Annotated in this window: 15 protein-coding genes; 7 read left to right on the top strand and 8 right to left on the bottom strand. The window is 58.2% G+C overall.

Translation table 11 applies throughout. The features are described from left to right. Window positions 1-34: 34 nt before the first annotated feature. Complete coding sequence (locus ACR0FB_RS03870; RefSeq protein WP_480620118.1) at window positions 35-1,774, top strand: type I secretion system permease/ATPase; 1,740 nt, start codon at window positions 35-37, stop codon at window positions 1,772-1,774. Then, a complete protein-coding gene (locus ACR0FB_RS03865; protein WP_480620116.1) occupies window positions 1,774-3,090 on the top strand; it encodes an HlyD family type I secretion periplasmic adaptor subunit in 1,317 nt (438 codons plus the stop codon). The genes ACR0FB_RS03870 and ACR0FB_RS03865 overlap by 1 nt, the downstream gene beginning before the upstream one ends. Window positions 3,091-3,101: 11 nt before the next feature. On the opposite strand, the gene ACR0FB_RS03860 is transcribed toward ACR0FB_RS03865, so the two are convergent. The 3 genes from ACR0FB_RS03860 to ACR0FB_RS03850 are packed head-to-tail and all read right to left on the bottom strand — an operon-like array spanning window position 3,102 to window position 6,113. Further along, window positions 3,102-4,109 carry an ABC transporter substrate-binding protein gene (locus tag ACR0FB_RS03860; protein ID WP_171723733.1) on the bottom strand — a complete coding sequence of 336 codons (1,008 nt, stop codon included), beginning with the start codon at window positions 4,107-4,109 and terminating at the stop codon, window positions 3,102-3,104. After that, on the bottom strand, window positions 4,088-5,455 hold the full coding sequence (locus ACR0FB_RS03855) for a sensor histidine kinase (RefSeq protein ID WP_480620114.1): 1,368 nt from the start codon (window positions 5,453-5,455) through the stop codon (window positions 4,088-4,090). Before ACR0FB_RS03855 ends, ACR0FB_RS03860 begins: the two co-directional genes overlap by 22 nt. Next, a complete protein-coding gene (locus tag ACR0FB_RS03850; protein WP_171636003.1) occupies window positions 5,445-6,113 on the bottom strand; it encodes a response regulator transcription factor in 669 nt (222 codons plus the stop codon). The genes ACR0FB_RS03855 and ACR0FB_RS03850 overlap by 11 nt, the downstream gene beginning before the upstream one ends. Before the next feature lie 107 nt (window positions 6,114-6,220). Here ACR0FB_RS03850 and ACR0FB_RS03845 point away from each other — a divergent pair, with 107 nt between their 5' ends. The 5 genes from ACR0FB_RS03845 to ACR0FB_RS03825 all read left to right on the top strand — a co-directional run bounded on the left by ACR0FB_RS03845 (window position 6,221) and on the right by ACR0FB_RS03825 (window position 11,204). Then, complete coding sequence (locus ACR0FB_RS03845) at window positions 6,221-7,201, top strand: Bug family tripartite tricarboxylate transporter substrate binding protein (RefSeq protein WP_171636000.1); 981 nt, start codon at window positions 6,221-6,223, stop codon at window positions 7,199-7,201. Between the two features lie 66 nt (window positions 7,202-7,267). Then, entirely contained in the window at window positions 7,268-7,750 is a 483-nt protein-coding gene (locus ACR0FB_RS03840) for a tripartite tricarboxylate transporter TctB family protein (protein ID WP_152460311.1), read from the top strand. A 1-nt stretch (window position 7,751) separates the two neighbouring features. Then, window positions 7,752-9,263 (top strand): tripartite tricarboxylate transporter permease, encoded by a 1,512-nt coding sequence (locus ACR0FB_RS03835; protein WP_171635998.1) that lies wholly within the window; start codon window positions 7,752-7,754, stop codon window positions 9,261-9,263. Then, window positions 9,256-10,440, top strand: a complete 1,185-nt coding sequence (locus ACR0FB_RS03830; RefSeq protein WP_480620112.1) for a CaiB/BaiF CoA transferase family protein — start codon at window positions 9,256-9,258, stop codon at window positions 10,438-10,440. The genes ACR0FB_RS03835 and ACR0FB_RS03830 overlap by 8 nt, the downstream gene beginning before the upstream one ends. Further along, window positions 10,437-11,204, top strand: coding sequence for a citryl-CoA lyase (locus tag ACR0FB_RS03825; RefSeq protein WP_171635993.1), 768 nt, complete (start codon window positions 10,437-10,439; stop codon window positions 11,202-11,204). Before ACR0FB_RS03830 ends, ACR0FB_RS03825 begins: the two co-directional genes overlap by 4 nt. Before the next feature lie 4 nt (window positions 11,205-11,208). On the opposite strand, the gene ACR0FB_RS03820 is transcribed toward ACR0FB_RS03825, so the two are convergent. The 5 genes from ACR0FB_RS03820 to ACR0FB_RS03800 all read right to left on the bottom strand — a co-directional run bounded on the left by ACR0FB_RS03820 (window position 11,209) and on the right by ACR0FB_RS03800 (window position 18,331). Next, window positions 11,209-12,405 (bottom strand): acetate/propionate family kinase, encoded by a 1,197-nt coding sequence (locus ACR0FB_RS03820; protein ID WP_171635991.1) that lies wholly within the window; start codon window positions 12,403-12,405, stop codon window positions 11,209-11,211. After that, window positions 12,402-13,799, bottom strand: coding sequence for a bifunctional enoyl-CoA hydratase/phosphate acetyltransferase (locus tag ACR0FB_RS03815; RefSeq protein WP_480620110.1), 1,398 nt, complete (start codon window positions 13,797-13,799; stop codon window positions 12,402-12,404). Before ACR0FB_RS03815 ends, ACR0FB_RS03820 begins: the two co-directional genes overlap by 4 nt. 172 nt (window positions 13,800-13,971) lie before the next feature. Further along, window positions 13,972-16,149: a Tex family protein gene (locus ACR0FB_RS03810; RefSeq protein ID WP_480620109.1), complete on the bottom strand. Its 2,178-nt coding sequence runs from the start codon at window positions 16,147-16,149 to the stop codon at window positions 13,972-13,974. Window positions 16,150-16,312: 163 nt separating this feature from the next. After that, the gene (locus tag ACR0FB_RS03805) at window positions 16,313-17,053 is read right to left on the bottom strand and encodes an aspartate/glutamate racemase family protein (RefSeq protein ID WP_480620107.1); all 741 of its coding nucleotides are present in this window, start codon (window positions 17,051-17,053) and stop codon (window positions 16,313-16,315) included. 39 nt (window positions 17,054-17,092) lie between these two features. Further along, complete coding sequence (locus ACR0FB_RS03800) at window positions 17,093-18,331, bottom strand: NAD(P)/FAD-dependent oxidoreductase (protein WP_171635983.1); 1,239 nt, start codon at window positions 18,329-18,331, stop codon at window positions 17,093-17,095.

Below are 18,331 nucleotides of genomic sequence, written 5' to 3'. Positions count from 1 at the left end.
GCGATGCCTGTCCGAATGATGTGGAATGTAAACTGTGAAACCTAAACACCGCCTATCAGCGGCCCCTCGCCATGAATTGCGCAACGTGCGCAATCAGGGCATTGCCTTTCTGGCCTTGGCGTTTTTGTTCAGCATCTTCGTCAACCTGCTCATGCTGACAGGTCCGCTGTTCATGCTGCAAGTATATGATCGGGTTCTTGGTTCTCGGGCAGTTGAAACTCTGACCGCACTGTTTTTGCTTGTCGCTTTGCTTTATGCGCTGATGGCCATGCTGGATTATGCGCGCGGTCGCATCGTTGCCCGCTTTGGTGCACGGTTCCAGTCGCAGCTGGATGAGCGCGTTTTCGAAGCCACGATGCGCCGGTCTCTGGTGCCCCAGGTGCGATCGGCTCCGGCGACTGCATTGCGGGATCTCGAGACCATTCGCACCTTGTGCTCTTCGCCCGTGCTGCTTGCAATTATGGATATCCCGTGGACGCCTGTCTTCCTGGGGGCGATTTTCATTTTTCATCCTCTGCTTGGCTGGTTGGCCGTTGCAAGTGGCGTGCTGCTTGTGCTGATCGCATTGCTCAACCAGGCCCTGACCAGTCGCAAGGTGGCCGAAGCACAATCCGCGGCGGCGCGGGCGAATGCCTTTTCCGAACACGCAAGGCAAGCAGCAGAGGTTGTGCGCTCTCAGGGAATGCAGGCGGACGTGACCCGGCGGTGGTTGAACCAGCGTTCCGAAGCTTTGCGTCAAAGCATTTCCGCTAATGACTGGACTGGTAGCTTCACGTCGCTGACGAAATCGCTTCGGCTTTTTCTGCAATCTGCCATGCTGGCTTTGGGCGCGTGGTTGGTATTGCAAAACGAAATGACGCCCGGGGCGATGATTGCGGGCTCGATTCTCTTGGGACGGGCTTTGGCCCCGGTGGAACAGGCTGTCGGCCAATGGAGTTTGGTCGAACGGGCCCGCACGGCCTGGAATTCGCTGAACCGGTTTCTGGACCAGACACCGCCAGAGGAACAGCGGATTCGTTTGCCGATCCCAAAATCCCAGTTGGAAGCCAAGTCCCTGACGGTAATCCCTCCGGGTGCTTCTGCGCCAACCTTGCGAAATGTGAACCTGAAACTGGAGCCGGGAAAGGCGCTTGGTGTGATCGGCAAAAGTGGGTCGGGCAAAACGACCCTGGCCAAGGCTCTGCTTGGGCTTTGGAGACCGGCAGCTGGCGAGATCCGGTTGGGCGGCGCCACGTTGGACCAATACGATCCCAACGATCTGGGCAGCCACATAGGATACTTGCCGCAGCAGGTGACCCTGTTCAACGGAACCGTTGCTGAGAATATTGCACGGATGTCGGAAAACCCGGATTCAGAAGCGGTGGTGGCGGCGGCCAAGAAGGCCAAGGCACACGAACTGATTCTGTCATTGGAAAAGGGTTACGGCACCTTTCTTGAAGGCAATGACAGTCAGTTGTCGGGCGGCCAGAAACAGCGTATCGCGTTGGCCCGAGCGCTGTATGGCGACCCGGTCCTTCTCATTTTGGACGAGCCGAACTCGGCCCTCGACGCAGATGGCACCGAAGCTTTGAATGCTGCCGTGCGCGGCCTCAAGGAAACGGGAAAGGCTGCCATCATTATGACGCACCGCCCGCAGGCTATTTCGGAATGTGACGATCTTGCTGTTGTGGAAAAAGGCCAGGTGGTGAGGTTCGGCAGTCGCGATGAGGTTTTGAACGCAATGGTCCAGAATGCGGGCGCGATTAAGCGCAAGCTTAGCCCCGTAGGTGAATAATGGCGAAAAAATCAACCAAGACACCCGTCCCCGTCTGGGGCATCAAAATACCTGCGTTGGTGGGATTTCTTGCCCTTGGCATTCTGGTCGGCGGGTTGGGCCTTTGGGCCGTGAAAACGCGGCTGGCCGGGGCGATTGTATCTTCGGGTGTCATCGAAGTTCAAAGCAACCGTCAGGTCGTTGAACATCCTGACGGCGGCGTGGTTGGCGAGATTTTCGTGCGCGACGGTGATACGGTTGCCTCGGGCGATTTGCTTTTGCGGTTGGATGACACATTTCTGTCTTCGGAACAGACGATTGTAGAATCTCAACTCTTTGATCTTTTGGCCCGCCGGGCCCGGCTGGAGGCCGAGCGGGATGGCCTGACATCCGAAGAATTGGCGGCGCGCCTGGCTGAGGTTCAAAAAGAACACGATATCGATCCGGACCTGATTGCAGGGCAACAGAACCTGTTCGATGCCCGGTTGGAAACGCTGTCCAAGCAGGACGAACAACTGCGCAAACAGTTGGTTCAGATAGAAAGCGAGATCGCAGGCACGCAGGCTCAGTTGGTCTCGTTGCGCCGCCAGACAGAGTTGATCGAGGCGGAGTTGAAGGATCAGCAAAGCCTGTTGAGCAGGGGTCTGACACAAAACAGCCGCGTGCTGGCGCTGCAACGCGAAGAAGCCAGTCTGACAGGCGAAATCGGCAAACTGGAAGCCTCCGTTGCGCGCCTTAAAGGACAGATTGCATCAACCGAGATCAAGATTGTCGAACTGACCGCGACCCGGCGGGAAGAAGCGATCACCACTTTGCGGGACGTTCAGGCGCAGGTGGCAGAGCTTTGGGAACGACGTTTGTCCCTGGCGGAACGTCTGGCCAGGCTTGAAATTCGCGCACCTGTCAGCGGAACGGTTTACGGCAGTCAGGTCTTTGCCCTGCAATCGGTCATTCAGCCGGGTGAACCCATGATGTATGTGGTCCCGCAGGATACGCCGCTGTTGGTGGCAGCGCGGGTGGATGCGATCCATGTGGATCAGTTGCATGTCGGGCAATCCGTTGCCCTGCGCTTTCCGGCGTTCAATCAACGCGAAACGCCCGAACTTGAAGGACAGGTCAACAACGTCTCGGCGGACACGTTCACGGATGAACAGTCCGGTTTCACCTTTTACCGCGCCGAAGTGGTGCTGAATGACGGTGAGATAGACCGGCTCAATGGCCAGGAGCTTTTGCCGGGTATGCCGGTTGAGACATTGATCAAGACCGACGAACGCACGCCGTTGTCCTATCTTGTGAAACCGATGGCAGACTACTTCAACCGCGCGTTTCGCGAATGATGCGGACGCGGTTATCGCTGGATGACCGCGTTTTCCCATTCAGCCAAAAAACGGCGGCGTTTCAGCCTGTCCAGAAATGTCATGAGCCCTGGGTCCAGCCCAATCGTTTCCCGATCGGTGCCAGTTTCGTGTGGGGCCAAGGGCGGCAAGGTAACGGGGTCGCCTACCCGTTTGGTTTGGTTGGAAATCAGGTGTTTGAGAAAAGACGTGGCCGCGTCCGGTTGAGGGGTGCCATTCAGAACCATGGCCGTGCGCATCATGGTCGTCTGGAAATCCGACGGCAGAATGATTTCCACCGTGTCCTTGCTTCCAGCGCGGGCTTCGGCATAGCTGCCCAGAACGTTGTAAGCCACTGCAATCTCACCTTTGACGAGGTCATCGATCATATCCGCCGAACAACAGTAAAGGCGCACGTCCAATCCACCCATCACCTCCATAAGCCGCCAATACGTCTCGGACGCGCGGGCATCCTGCGTTGCGAACAAATATCCCAGACCGGATTGACGGATGTCATAGGTGCCCACACGGCCCCTGAAATCATCGGGACGCAAACGAAGGATTTCAATCAGTTGTTGCCGGGTCTCGGGGATGGGGCCGCCAGCAAAGGCCGCGCGGTTAATTACGATTGTCGCCGGTTCCGATGTGAACGCGAAAAGGCTTTGATGCCATTGCGCCCAGGATGGCAGCGGTATGTCGTCGATGATACGCCCGAAACCGTCGTTTGCCAGCTTCAGTTGCAGGTCCATCGCGCTGGATATGACGACATCGAAGTCTTCCGGTGCGGCGCGGACTATTCGGTCAATATCTGCGGTGCCGGTCACTAGGTATTCGACAGAGATACCGGGGTTTTCTTCGATGAAACCCGCAATCAAGGGTTCGAACAGAAAGGTGTCCGTGCTTGAGATCACGCGTAGATGCGCCTCATCCGCCGAGGCGTTGAAAACCTGCCTGTCCTCCCAGGTTTGGGCGGCAGCAACGACAGGAAGACTGAAGATAATTAAAGCGATAAGATAACGCACGCGCCGCCCCCCTGTCGATTGGTCAATTCCAGTGTGCCACCATGTGCAGATGCAACGTCCTGAACGATTGTAAGGCCCAATCCGGATCCGATGGTTCCGCTTGCGTTCTTCCCGCGCTCGAAACGGCGCGTCAAAGTGCCGATCTCGTCAGGAGGAAACCCCGGCCCACGGTCTTTGACAATTATCTGAATGCGTGGCTCCGAAACGACCTCGATGCGTACGACACTGTCGGTAGGGGCATATTTCAGAGCGTTGTCGATCATGTTGCGCACAGCGTTTTGAATAAGAATCGGATCACCCGAGTAGGAAACCTTTGGATCGCCACTCAGGGAAAGCGACAAGTCCTTCATCTCGGCGATTGGCGTGAGACGCTGCACCAGATCACGGACCAAAGCATTGAGATCAATGTCTTCGCGTTCCAGATGATCGGCGCGGAACGTGATCATCGCATGATCCAGCAATTGCCCCGCCGCGCGCGAGCTTTCATCAATCGCCCGCACCATCGAGCGCAATGCTTCGCGATTTTCTTCCTTTTCAACCCTCTGCAACGTGGCATCGGCATAAGATCGAACGGTTGCCAAAGGGGTGCGCACCCGGTGGGCCGCTTCGGCGATGAAATCTTCCGATTGGCTCAGTGACTGATCCAGTCGCCCCATCAAAGAATTCAACGACGCCACCAAAGGCGCCATTTCGCGGGGTACGGGCTTTTTGAACGGGCTCAGGTCCTGCGGACCGCGCCGGGTGACAGAGGTCGTAAGCCTGTTCAATTGGCCAATCGTGGACGAGGTGGCCCAGAATGACAGCGCAGCGGCAAGAGCAAAGAACCCGATGCCCAAAATCGCCGCGTTGCGTGAAATCTGGTCCAGAGTTTCCGCAAGCGCGTCCTGCGTTTGGCCCAACGCGACCTCGATGACGGTTTGTTTGTTCAGGCCCACCAGCGTTCGCCGAGCACTGACCTGACGTATGGTTTCACCCCGTATCCGACTGGTTTGAAAGCTCCACTTGCCGTCGAATTGCCCTGTGGCCGGCGGCAGATCTTCATATCCTGACAAAAACGCGCCATCCTGAAAAATCGCGTAAAAAACCCGGTCGTCGGACGGTGTGCTGAGCATGGCGAAAGCTGCATAGGGAATATCAACCTCCAACTGACCGTCGCGCAAGGCGGCTGCGTCCAGAATTGAGGTGACCGACGCCCCCAGGATGTTGTCTTGCCCTTGTTGCGCGACCTGTGCGGCATAGTTGCGAACCGCGATAAACAGAAGAAACGCCAATATAGCGGCACCGCCGATCAAAGTCAGGACCAGCCTGTTCCGAAGAGATCCTGACACATAAGGATCAGGAGGCATGATCCAGCCTGTATCCAAGACCGCGAAGCGTGGTGATCTTCAGGTCCGACGCTTCAAGATGTTTACGAAGGCGGCCAACGTAAACCTCGATTGCATTGTCCGAGACATCGTCATCATATGAAAAAAGCCGGTCGGTCAGTTTCTGTTTCGAAAAAACCTGACCAGGCGCGCTGATGAACAGTTCCAGAAGGCGCAGCTCCCGGTTGCGCAACGAAACAGTCTCATCCCCTACGGTCAGATGGCCTGCCAATGGATCAAAGACTATTCCGCCCACTTCAATCGTTGTCCGTGAATTCCCGGATTTGCGACGCAGAACGGCCCGGCAGCGGGCCTCGAGTTCGGCGTGGTCGAACGGTTTAGTGACATAGTCGTCGGCCCCCAGATCCAGCGAACCGATTCGATCCGAAACCTGGCTGCGTGCGGTCAAAACGATCACGGGGGTGTCCAGATGACCTGCGCGATGCCGTTTGAGAAAGTCGCGCCCGTCCCCATCCGGCAACATGATATCCAACAGAATAAGGTCGTATTCCTGAGTTTCGGTAAAGGCAGTCGCCTCGTCCAATTTAGACGCATGATCAACCACATGGCCGTCTAACCTCATGCGCGAACAGATGGCGTTCGCCAGATCAAGATTGTCTTCCACAAGGAGGAATTTCATGGGATTTTTGCTATTTTTTCTGCGTGACAGGTTGATGTCAGGTTGATGTGTTTTTGTTCCACCCAATCTGAGCCGCCATGCGGCTGGTTGTCAAATGGGAGGACATCATGACGACATTCACACTGGGCCGTCGCGCCCTGATTGCAGCTGTGGCTGCCTTTGGTCTGGCCGGGCCGTCCATGGCTGAAGATCAGGTCGTGGACAGCATTCACTTTCTGATCCCCGGTGGCGCCGGTGGCGGCTGGGACGGAACCGCGCGCGGCACGGGCGAAGCGCTGACAAAAGCTGGCCTTGTCGGCACGGCGTCATACGAAAACATGTCGGGCGGCGGTGGCGGCAAAGCCATCGGATATCTGATTGAAAATGCCGACAGCAATCATGGCACTCTGATGGTGAATTCGACGCCGATCGTGATCCGCTCATTGACCGGTGTATTTCCTCACAACTTCCGCGATCTGACGCTGGTTTCGGGCACTATCGGCGACTATGCCGCGATCGTTGTTGGCAAAGACAGCCCGATCAACTCGATGGCGGATCTGCTTGCCGCGTTTGATGCGGACCCAGGCGGCACAGCGATCGGTGGCGGCTCGGTTCCCGGCGGCATGGACCATCTGGTCGCCGCGATGGTGATGGAAGCAGCGGGCAAGGATGCGCTTGGCGTGAAATACATCCCCTATGATGCGGGCGGCAAAGCCATGGCGGCCCTGCTGTCGGGTGAAATCGCCGCCTTGTCCACCGGTTTTTCGGAAGCGGTCGATCTGGCGAATGCGGGTGAAGTCAAGATTATCGGCGTGACATCCGAAGAGCGCGTTGATGCGGCTCCTGACGCGATGACGATGAAGGAACAGGGTATTGATACTACCTTCGTGAACTGGCGCGGCTTCTTCGCGGCCCCCGGCCTGCCCGAAGAAAAGCTGGCCGCCTACCAGGAAGCGATTGCCAAGATGTACGACACCCCGGAATGGGAAGAGGTTCGTGCACGCAATGGTTGGGTCAACATCCACAACTCGGGCGCAGATTTCCAGACGTTCCTGGAGCAGCAGGAACAGCAGATCGGCGATCTTATGAAAAAGCTGGGCTTCCTCTAAGTCCATTTTCGGCAGAGCGGATCCGCCGCTCTGCCTTCCCACGAAAAGGAACAGGGAGGGGCTCTCATGGCGCTGGATCGCTGGATCGCGCTCATTCTTCTGGGTGTGTGTTTGACATATGGCTACGCCGCTTGGTTCACGATGGACGGCAGCCTGCCCCCTTTCATGCAACGAAATCCGATCTGGCCCAGCACCTTCCCCAAAGTGCTGTCGGTTCTGGGTGTCGTCACCACCACGATTATTTTGCTGGGCTTTGAAAAGGCGGAACCAAAGGAAGCCGATATCGATTACCGGCGACTGGGGGAATACCATCTTGATCAAGCGCTTATGTTGCTGGCCTTGATGGTGATTTACGCGCTTTGCCTGCGCCCTGTTGGGTTTCTGATCTCGACCTCGGCCTTTCTGATCCTCGGGTCTTTCATTCTGGGTGAGCGCAAATGGCACGTCATGCTACCCGTCGCGCTGATCGCCACAGGCGCGGTCTGGTATCTGGTTCAGGAAGTTCTTGGCATCTACATGCGCCCATTGCCGGGCATTTTCGGAGGCTGACATGCTCGAAGGACTTCTGATCGGTCTGCAAACGGCATTCTCAATTCAAAACCTGCTGATGGTGGTCGCAGGGTGCCTGATCGGCACGTTCATCGGCATGCTTCCGGGTCTTGGGCCGATGTCGATCATCGCCATCATGATCCCGGTGGCGATTTCCATGGGCGACCCGTCCGCAGCGCTGATCCTGCTGGCCGGAGTGTATTACGGCGCCATCTTTGGCGGTTCGACATCTTCAATCCTTCTCAACGCGCCGGGGGTCGCGGGCACTGTTGCGTCCAGTTTCGACGGCTATCCGATGGCCCGCCAAGGCAAAGCAGGCAAAGCGTTGACTGTTGCAGCTATTGCAAGTTTTGCCGGCGGTACGATCGGGGCCATTTTGTTGATGGTCTTTGCCCCTGCTCTGTCTTCGGTGGCACTGCTGTTCCACTCAGCCGAGTATTTCGCGCTTATGGTCGTGGGCCTGTCGGCAATCGCAGCCTTCGCAGGCACCGGTCAAGTGGCCAAAGCCGTCATCATGACGCTACTTGGGTTGATCATGGCAACGGTCGGTGAAGGTGCATTGTTCAACCTGCCGCGTTTCACAATGGGTATCATGGATCTGCAATCGGGCTTTGGCTTCATCACGCTTGCCATGGCCATGTTCGCCCTGCCCGAAGCGCTGTTTCTGGTACTCAAACCAAAGAACCTTCAGGGGGATGACGGCGAGATCAAGGACCTGCGCATCACAGGCAGTGAAGCCAAGGCCATCGCGCCGGTGATCGGCCGCCAATCTGTACAGGGCTTCTTCATCGGGGTTCTGCCCGGTGCGGGGGCAACGATTGCCAGCTTCCTCGGCTACGCGGTCGAGCGCAACATTGCCCCGAAAGAGGAGCAGGACGAATTCGGCAAAGGGTCAATAAAAGGTCTGGCCGCGCCCGAAACGGCGAACAACGCGGCATGCACCGGTTCTTTCGTGCCGCTACTGACACTGGGCATTCCCGGGTCCGGCACAACCGCGATCCTGCTTGGCGCACTAATTGCCCTGAACGTGACACCCGGCCCACGGCTGATGCTGGACGAGCCGCAGATATTCTGGGCCGTCATCATGTCAATGTTCATTGGCAACCTCGTTCTGCTGATCCTGAACCTGCCGCTGATCCCATATATCGCAAAGGTTCTCTCGGTACCGCGCAATTACCTGATCCCCTTCATTTTGTTCTTCACTCTGATGGGGGCCTATATCGGGCAGAACAATGCGACCGAGCTTTTGATACTTGTTGGCTTCGGTGTTTGCGCCACGGCGTTGAAATTTGCCGACTACCCGCTTGCGCCGCTGCTGATCGGTTTCATCCTCGGGGGGATGATGGAGGACAACTTTGCCCGCTCGATGCAGCTCTATGACGGTATTGCTTTCATCTGGGAACGTCCGATGACGCTGGGTCTGCTTGTTGTCGCGGTGCTGCTGGTGCTGTTGCCCAGCTATCGCGCACGCCGCGCGCGTGCCCGGGCCGCAGGGGTTGCCGACGGTGACTGAGCCACTGGCAGGAATACGGGTTCTCGATCTGACGAATGTCCTCGCGGGTCCGTATTGCTGCTATCAACTGGCGCTCATGGGTGCCGAAGTGATCAAGGTCGAACGCCCTGTCGGTGGCGACCTTGCCCGCGTCCTGGGTGCTGATCCCGCCAGAAACAAGGCCGGTATGGGCGTCAGCTTTCTGGCGCAGAATGCTGAAAAAAAGTCCATCACGCTCAACATGAAATCAGAACGGGGCAAGGCGCTCCTGAAACGCCTTGTCCAGACAGCCGACGTGTTGGTAGAGAACTTTCGCCCCGGTGTGATGGATCGGCTTGGACTTGGGTATGGCGTCTTGCGCGATGTGAACCCCAGCCTGATTTACTGTGCCATAAGCGGATTCGGTCAGGACGGTCCCCGCCGAGGCGATCCCGCCTATGACCAGATCGTGCAGGGTATCAGTGGCGTGATGTCTGTCACCGGCGGTCCTGACACCGCACCCTATCGCGTTGGCTATCCTTTGGCGGACACGATCGGTGGGATGACGGCTGCTTTTGCAGTGTCCGCCGCCCTGAACGCGGATCCTCGCGGGGCCTATCTGGATGTGGCGATGTCCGAAGCCGTGATCTCGACAATGGGTTGGGTCGTGTCGAACTATCTGATCGCCGGTGCCATTCCCGGGGCCCATGGCAACGAAAACACGACGTCAGCACCGTCGGGAACATTTGCAGCCTCTGACGCGCCCATCAACATTGCCGCCAACCGCGACGAACAGTGGCAGGCACTGGCCAGGCATCTGGGCCGGCAAGACCTGCTGGCCCACCCGGATTATGAAACGCGCGAAGACCGCAAGCGCAATCGCCATGCCCTGCGCGCGGCGCTGGAGGAGACCTTGCGGACCAAAGCGGCATCGGACTGGGTCAGCGAACTCACCGCAATCGGAGTGCCGGCCGGGCAGGTATTGACCGTGCCCGAGGCGCTTGATGACGAACAGCTTGCCGGTCGTGGCCTGATCGGATCTTTTCGAGTGCAGGGCGAAGACATGAAACTTGCAGGCAGCCCCATTGTCATGGACGGCGAACGGCAAATGCCCCAAACCGCGCCGCCTGAACTTGGAGCAGACAATAAAGCCATCTGGTCTGAAGTTGGGTTGACCGGCGCGGAAATGGACGCTTTGAGCAAGGAAGGCATCATATGAGCGATGTGTCCAATTGGTGGACGACTTCCATCATCGATATGGAACCGGGCCGGATCGACCTGCGCGGAGAGCCGATCCAGAATCTGATCGGACATCTCAGTTTCAGCGAGATGATCTGGTTCATGGTTCGTGGCGACCGACCATCTGGGGCGCAGGTCCGGTTGTTCGAGGCCGCGCTGGTTGCCGCCGTGGACCACGGACCTCAGGCCCCTTCCATCGCAACGGCGCGCATGGCCGTGACCTGCGGGCTGCCGCTGAACAACGCGATGGCGAGCGCTGTGAACATGTTGGGGGATATTCACGGCGGGGCTGGTGAGCAAGCGGTTATGCTGTACCATTTCGTGGCGCAACATCCTGGCCGGTTGGATCAAACGCTGGACGAGTGGATCGAGCGTGAAGGAAAGATATTGCCGGGTTTTGGCCATCGTTTCCACACGCCGACGGATCCGCGCGCACCACGTCTGATGGCGTTGGTCCGTGATGCTGTGACGGACGGGGCTTGTGATGGTCAGTTCCTACAGATCGGACAGGCGATCGAGGCAGAGTTGGCCCACCGCAAAGGAAAGCCTGTTCCTATGAACATAGATGGCGCCACCGCGGTGATCTATGCCGAGTTGGGCTTTGCGCCCCCACTGGCACGCGGTCTGTTTTGCCTATCCAGATCGGTTGGCATTCTGGCCCATGCGTGGGAACAGATGCAGCAAGGCGGCCGGAACAAGGGACCGACCCCGCCTGCCTATCGCTGGACCTATGTCGAAACTTAGATCGCTAGGCAGTTCTGAGCCGTGGGCGTTTGGCCAACAGGTCAGCCGCCGCACGGGCAATGACCAGTTCTTCATTGGTCGGGATTGCCATGACCACGACGCGGGACAGATCGGTTGAAATGATCCGGTCATTGTCCGCATTTGCATCAGGATTGAGCTCGATGCCCAGCCATCCCATCCCAGAGCACACCCGGTCACGCACGAGGCGTGAGTTTTCTCCGATCCCACCGGTAAACACCAAGGCGTCGATACCGCCGAGAATGGCCGCCATCGCGCCAAGCTCGCGCCGGATACGGAAGGTGAAATAGCTGATCGCCTGTCGGCTTTCGCGTGTGTCCGCCTTTTCCAGGGTACGCATATCGTTGGACAGCCCGGACAGGCCCAACAGCCCAGATTTCCGGAACAACAGGTCTGAGATTTCGTCAGCGCTCAGCCCTTCCTGGTCCATCAGATACAGGACCACGCCAGGATCAAGTTGACCACAGCGTGACCCCATCGGCAGCCCGTCCAGTGCCGAAAAGCCCATGGTCGATCCGACGGAACGCCCTCCGATCATCGCACACATCGATGCACCATTGCCAAGATGGGCCACGACCACGCGCCCTTCGTGCAAAAGCGGCGCTGTCTTTGCCATGTGATCCGAAATGAATTCATAGCTGAGCCCGTGAAAGCCATAACGCCGAACACCTTTGTCGTAATACTCGCGCGGCAAGGCAAAAACGTCATTCTCCCACGGATGATTGCGGTGAAAGGCGGTGTCGAAACAGGCGATCTGAACCGCATTCGGAAAACGTTCCATCGCGGCCCGGGCTCCGGCCAGATTGTGCGGCTGATGCAAAGGCGCGAACGGCGACAGCTTGTCCAACTCTTGAATGGACGCCTTGGTCAATGGCACCGGAGCGTCGATGTCAGGTCCACCGTGGACAACACGATGCCCGACCGCAGTCACGTCGCTGTTTGGAAATGAGCGCGCAAGCAGGTTCAAAACCCAGTCCAGCGCTGCGGCATGATCGCGTATTTCTCCGGCGGTGCCGCTGGCAAGGACACTTCCGTCGGAAGACTTCGCCTTGACAAACGGCTCTGGTTCTCCAATCCGCTCGACCGCGCCGGTGCACACCATGATCGGATCGTCATCGGTCAGCTCGAACAGACCAAATTTCATGGAAGACGATCCAGCGTTCAGTGTCACGACATGTGTCATGCGGGTGCTCCGGTGCGCGGTAAGGAAAAGGCTTCGTGCAGTGCCGCCACGGCACAGGATGCCAGCCGGGCTTTGTCGTCATCGGCGCGGCTGGTCAAAATGATCGGAGCTTTGGCCCCCATGACCAGACCGGCCCCTTCTGCATTGGCGATATAGGTCAGCTGCTTGGCCATCATGTTCCCGGCATCCAGATTTGGCACCACCAGAATATCGGTTTTGCCCGCGACATCCGACACAATCCCTTTGGAACGCGCAGCCGCAAGGCTGACGGCATTGTCCATGGCAAGGGGGCCGTCAACAAGCCCGCCCGTGATCTGACCGCGTTCCGCCATTTTCGACAGCAAAGCCGCATCAACCGAGGATCGGATCGCCGGATTGACGGTTTCGATGGCAGACAGAACACCCGCCCTGGGGTTTTCGATCCCCAGCGACAGGGCCAGGTCGATTGCGTTCTGGACAATATCAATCTTGGTTTCCAGGTCCGGCTCGATATTGATCGCCGCATCCGTCACCAACAAAGGTCTGGGTTGGCCGGGCACGTCCATGACAAAGACATGGGTAAAGCGGCGGCCGGTGCGCAGGCCGTTTTCACGCCTGAGCGCAGCCTTCAGCAATTCATCCGTATGCAGATGCCCTTTCATCAGCGCTTTCGCACGACCTTCTGCAACCAGATCGACCGCCGCATGGGCCGCGCCGACGTGATCGCTCTGCGCAATGATTTCAATCCCATCCAACGACGCTCCGATTTCGGCGGCCGCGTGAGAGATTTTGTCCGGGTTACCGATCAGAATGGGTGTGATGATCGTCTCATGCGCGGCCAGCAGCGCCCCACCCAAGGCGTTGGGCTCTTCCGGGGCTACAACGGCGGTCGGCATGGGCGGCAACGGGCGCACCTTTTCCAGCATGGCATCAAAGTGACGATGACGTTTCACCACCAGCCCGGGCAGATCCAACTCGGCGAACACCATCTCTTTCTCCGGCGCGATCACGACGGCCTGCCCGCTGACGATCACGGCACCGTCCGATGGGCGCGTAACGACCGTTTCAAATACAACTTCCCGGTTTGGTCGCTTTTCCAGAAGGGTGACTTTGGATACCAGCTCATCACCGGCATGCGCCCTTTCCACAAAATCAAATCGCTGCGATTTATAGAGCGTCCCTGCCCCCGGCAGAACGTTCCCTAAAACGGCCGAGATCAGGGCCCCCACGAACATGGCAGGGGCAACCGCTTCGTTGATGTGGTCGCCGTCGCCGTCTTCGCTGGATAGATGAAGCGGATTGTGATTGCCGGAATTGTTGGCGAACACATAGAAATCATCAACCGAGCACGTGCGGGCCAACTCGGCAGTATCACCGACCTGAAGCTTGTCGTAAGGCGTGTTGTGGTACTGCATGAACTGTCGTTTCCATTTCGATCCGTTTGGCGACACTGAGAGCTCTCTTGCTGATACCCAGTTCAGCGCGCAATGAAAACAACGCATGCCGGCTGCCCGTATCGGTCTGCACGCTATTTCCGGCGGGAAACGCCTTTATGTCGTTAAGCCTGGATAATGTGCGGATTGCAGATCAGGCGCGCCGATTTCCACCGCCGCCCTGTTTGCGCATCGAAAGCCCGATCCGTTTTCTGGGTACATCCACCTCGACAACGCGCACTTTCACGACTTGCCCGGCCTTGACGACCTCATGCGGGTCCTTGACGAAGCGGTCGGCCAACTGGCTAACGTGAACCAGACCGTCCTGATGAACGCCCACATCCACGAATGCCCCAAAGGCTGCCACGTTTGTCACGGTGCCCTCAAGAACCATTCCGGGCTTCAGATCGGTTATCTCTTCGATGCCATCCGCGAAAGTGGCCGTGACAAAGCTGGGCCGGGGGTCTCGTCCGGGTTTCTCAAGCTCGGCAAAGATATCCAGAACCGTGGGCAGGCCGAAATCTTCGGTTACGAATTGTTGTGCCCGCAACCCTTTCAAGGCCCCCTCATGGCCCATGATGTGCCTGATATCCCGCCCGCAGGCCGACACGACGCGGCGGGCGACGTCATAGGCTTCGGGATGCACCGACGACGCATCAAGCGGTTCGGCGCCGTCCCTTATGCGAAGAAACCCGGCGCATTGCTCAAAGGCACGCGGACCCAGCCCGACAACGGACAACAGGTCCTTGCGCGATTGGAACGGCCCGTTCAGATCGCGATGGGCGACGACGGCTTCGGCTTGCGCGGGGCCCAGCCCCGACACACGCGCAAGCAAAGGTGCAGAGGCCGTGTTCAGGTCAACCCCGACCGCGTTCACGACATCCTCGATCGCGGAATCCAGGGATTGCGACAGGCGGTGCTGGTCAACGTCATGCTGATATTGCCCCACGCCGATGGATTTCGGTTCGATTTTGACCAGTTCTGCCAAAGGGTCCTGCAATCGCCGGGCGATGGACACCGCCCCACGCAGCGAAACGTCCAGATCGGGAAACTCTCGTGCTGCCAGTTCCGACGCGGAATAGACCGAAGCCCCCGCTTCGGACACTACTACCTTGGTCGGTGCTTTTACCGCCTTGGGGAGCAGAGCCAAAGTATCTGCAACCAACCGTTCGGTTTCGCGGCTCGCTGTTCCGTTTCCGATGGCGATCAGTTCAATCTGGTGGGCCGAGATCAGGTTTAGGATGGTAGCCTGCGCTCCGCGCAAATCGTTTTTGGGTTGGAAGGGATACAGCGTGTCAGTGGCCACGACCTTGCCCGTTGCGTCAACCACCGCCGCTTTTACGCCGGTGCGGATGCCGGGATCGAGGCCCAAAGTGGCCTTGGCACCCGCCGGAGCAGCATACAGCAAGTCCTTAAGGTTGCGTGAAAAGACCTGAATTGCCTCGTCCTGTGCCCGACTGCGCAGTTCGGCCATCAGTTCGACCATCATCGACAGCGAAAGCTTGACCCGCCAGGTCCACCCGGCCACCTTGCGCAACCAGGCATCACCCGGTCCTTGGCCACGGGTTTGCAGATGCGCGGCCACGATGGATTCGGCCCGGGCTGCCCCTAACTCCAGTTCCGGCGCGATATCAAGTGAAACAATGCCTTCTTTTGACGCCCGCAGCATTGCCAAAGCCCTATGCGATGGAACATCCGTCCATCGTTCGGAATGGTCAAAATAATCACTGAACTTGGCGCCTTCCTTTTCTTTCCCGTCGACAACTCTTGCACTGAGCAGCGCCTCGCGCTGCATGAAGGCCCGCAACTCACCCAGCAGTGTCGCATTTTCCGTTAATCGTTCGGTCAGAATGTCCCGCGCGCCGTTCAGCGCGTCACGAGGGGTGGCGACAGCTTCGCTCAGGTATGCCCCGGCCAGTGTTTCCGGGTCCGCATCGCGATCGGCCAGAATGGCTTCGACCAGGGGTTCCAGCCCGTTTTCACGCGCGATCATCGCCTTGGTGCGCCGCTTGGGCTTGTAAGGCAGATAGATGTCTTCCAGCTGGGCCTTGGTTTCTGCCCGAGCTATCGATTTACTCAGATCTTCGGTCAGCTTCCCCTGTTCTTTTATCGACTTCAGGATGGTTTCCCGCCGTGCCTCAAGCTCACGCAGATAGGTCAAACGTTCGGACAGAAGGCGCAATTGGGTGTCGTCCAACCCACCGGTTGCTTCTTTCCGATAGCGGGCGACAAAAGGAACCGTCGCTCCGTCGTCCAATAGATTGATCGCAGCACCGACCTGATCGGGACGTGCATTGATCTCGGTGGCTATGGTGCGGGCGATACGGTCCAAGGGGGCCTCCTGAAACGGCAGTGGAAGGGCTTCTTAACCAGCCGTTTCAGCAAGGGAAAGTCCCTTGTACCGGTCCGTCCAAAGGCATCAGCGGATAGCAATTGTTTTCGCGGCTATTCGACGCTTCTGAGCCATTGAAAGGAAACACCAGCCTGCAAGGGCCTCACCCCCACGGCATCAGCCCGCAATACCCGGTGCGCGCGCTTACATTATGCGCCATTTGCGCCAGCGTCGTCAGGTCAAAGACCGGCAGTTTCAGGTCTTCCTGAATGCGTTTTGCATAAGGGGGAAGATCCGTGCATTCCAATACCACGGAGCGTATTTCGGGCGTATCGCGCTTCAGCCTGCGCGCAGCGTCCAGCACTTCGGCCTCGATCAGATCTGTGTCCATACGGGTGCGCGCGTTGCGCAGGATGACTTCGGCAAACTCGCTGGTGTGTTCCAGACCCTGTACGGCCACCGGAACACCCCCTGCTCCAACGCCTTCGAAATGGCGTTGCGTCAGCGCTGACGAATCCGCTGTAATCACCCCGACCGGTGCGCTGGCCCCGGTCATGTGAAAGGCCAACGGCACTTGTATCAGGCTCGAAGCGAAGACAGGCACCGATACGGCCGCGGCCAACTCTTTTTGGAACAGGGCGAGAAACCCGCAACTTCCGGTAATGGCGCGTACGCCTTCAGCCTCAAGCCGTTGCGCGCCTTTAATGAATGGGTTCAGCAGATCAGGCGTCGGATTGTTCAGCAGCGTTGGCACCGTGACGCCATCTATCATCTCGTACAGCACCGGGAACGGCAGGCTGGAAGGGTTCTTGATATGACCGGGAGGTTTGGGAAAATAGCTTTCCAGACACAAAACCCCGACTGAGGCTCCGCAGATATTCTGTCCACCCTGATAGATCGGCATGATTGGGTAATCCTTCTTAGAAACGGTGGTTGTTACGCGTCAAAATCGCGACAAGGCGATTGAATCCAATGGGATGTTGAGGCGCTGCCCTGACACCAGATCAGCCACCAGCTCGCCGGTTTTGGGGGCCATCATCAAACCGTAATGGGAATGACCAAAGGCGGTGAACAGGCCCTTGTGCCCCTCAACCGGACCGATCGCAGGCAAACTGTCGGGAAAAGACGGGCGTCGGCCCATCCAGAACTGTGTATCCGAGGTGTTCAGATCCGGCATCATTGCGCGGGCCTGTGCGGTCAGAAGCGACTGTTTGCGTGGATCTGGCGGCGCGTCGATGCTGCCGAATTCGGCCGTGCCCGCCACGCGCAGACCGTCCTGCATCGAACTGGCCACCACCTTGGCGTCCACGTCCATCACCGAGTTTTCCAGGCTGGCAGAGGGGGTCGGGAATTGGACATGGTATCCACGCTCGGCCACCAGTGGCACGGGCAAACCCAAGGGTTTCAGCAACTCGGCAGACCAAACACCGGCGGCCAGCACGACAGTATCGGCGTGAAGCGCGCCGGCCGACGAGGTCAAATGCCATTGGCCGTCTTCCGTGCGCTTTAGTTCTTTGACTTCTGTCCGCACGAACTCGGCGCCTTGTTGACGGGCCTTGTCGGCCAAAACCGCACCAACCCGGCCAGGAGACGTGACCCGCGCCTGTCCCTTGATCAGGATCGCAGCCTTGAAATCTCTGGATAACGCAGGTTCGATCCGGCGCAATTCTGGTCCGTCGATCCGCTCTAGATGTCCGCCTTTTTCCTGCCGGATCAGATATCCCAATTCTTTCAGGTCAGCCTGATCCGGGTTGCGAAACGCGTGGACATAGTTGGAATCAACAATAAGGTCTTCGTGCCCGGTATTTTGCAGATGTCTTCGGTACAGATCTATCGAAGGGCGGCACAGCACCTCCATTGCGTCCGAGATATTGCGTACGGATTTCACGCTTGAATTCTTCAGGAACCTCAGGCCCCAAGGTATCATCCTGGGCCAGAACGCAGGTCTGACGGTCAACGCGCTTTTCGGGTCCAACAGCATCCCGGGGATTGTTTTCCAGATACCCGGCGTGGCCTGTGGAATGACCGACCAGGGCGAGACGACACCGGCATTGCCGAACGATGTCTCCTGCCCCGGTTCTCCACGGTCGATCAGACGCACGGCAATACCGCGCTCCTGCAACGAGAGCGCACAGCACAGACCGACGATCCCGGCGCCGATGATGGTCACTTGTTCAGGCAT

Source organism: Ruegeria sp. P10 (genome assembly GCF_056534925.1).
This window is presented reverse-complemented; position numbering and strand designations above follow the sequence as displayed.

What these genes read in the sequence shown, in the direction of transcription:
- ACR0FB_RS03865 (WP_480620116.1), top strand. Translation starts at nt 1,774, where the DNA reads ATGGCGAAAAAATCAACCAAGACACCCGTCCCCGTCTGGGGCATCAAA.
- ACR0FB_RS03855 (WP_480620114.1), bottom strand. Translation starts at nt 5,455, where the DNA reads ATGCCTCCTGATCCTTATGTGTCAGGATCTCTTCGGAACAGGCTGGTC.
- ACR0FB_RS03850 (WP_171636003.1), bottom strand. Translation starts at nt 6,113, where the DNA reads ATGAAATTCCTCCTTGTGGAAGACAATCTTGATCTGGCGAACGCCATC.
- ACR0FB_RS03845 (WP_171636000.1), top strand. Translation starts at nt 6,221, where the DNA reads ATGACGACATTCACACTGGGCCGTCGCGCCCTGATTGCAGCTGTGGCT.
- ACR0FB_RS03840 (WP_152460311.1), top strand. Translation starts at nt 7,268, where the DNA reads ATGGCGCTGGATCGCTGGATCGCGCTCATTCTTCTGGGTGTGTGTTTG.
- ACR0FB_RS03835 (WP_171635998.1), top strand. Translation starts at nt 7,752, where the DNA reads ATGCTCGAAGGACTTCTGATCGGTCTGCAAACGGCATTCTCAATTCAA.
- ACR0FB_RS03825 (WP_171635993.1), top strand. Translation starts at nt 10,437, where the DNA reads ATGAGCGATGTGTCCAATTGGTGGACGACTTCCATCATCGATATGGAA.
- ACR0FB_RS03820 (WP_171635991.1), bottom strand. Translation starts at nt 12,405, where the DNA reads ATGACACATGTCGTGACACTGAACGCTGGATCGTCTTCCATGAAATTT.
- ACR0FB_RS03815 (WP_480620110.1), bottom strand. Translation starts at nt 13,799, where the DNA reads ATGCAGTACCACAACACGCCTTACGACAAGCTTCAGGTCGGTGATACT.
- ACR0FB_RS03805 (WP_480620107.1), bottom strand. Translation starts at nt 17,053, where the DNA reads ATGCCGATCTATCAGGGTGGACAGAATATCTGCGGAGCCTCAGTCGGG.
- ACR0FB_RS03800 (WP_171635983.1), bottom strand. Translation starts at nt 18,331, where the DNA reads ATGCCTGAACAAGTGACCATCATCGGCGCCGGGATCGTCGGTCTGTGC.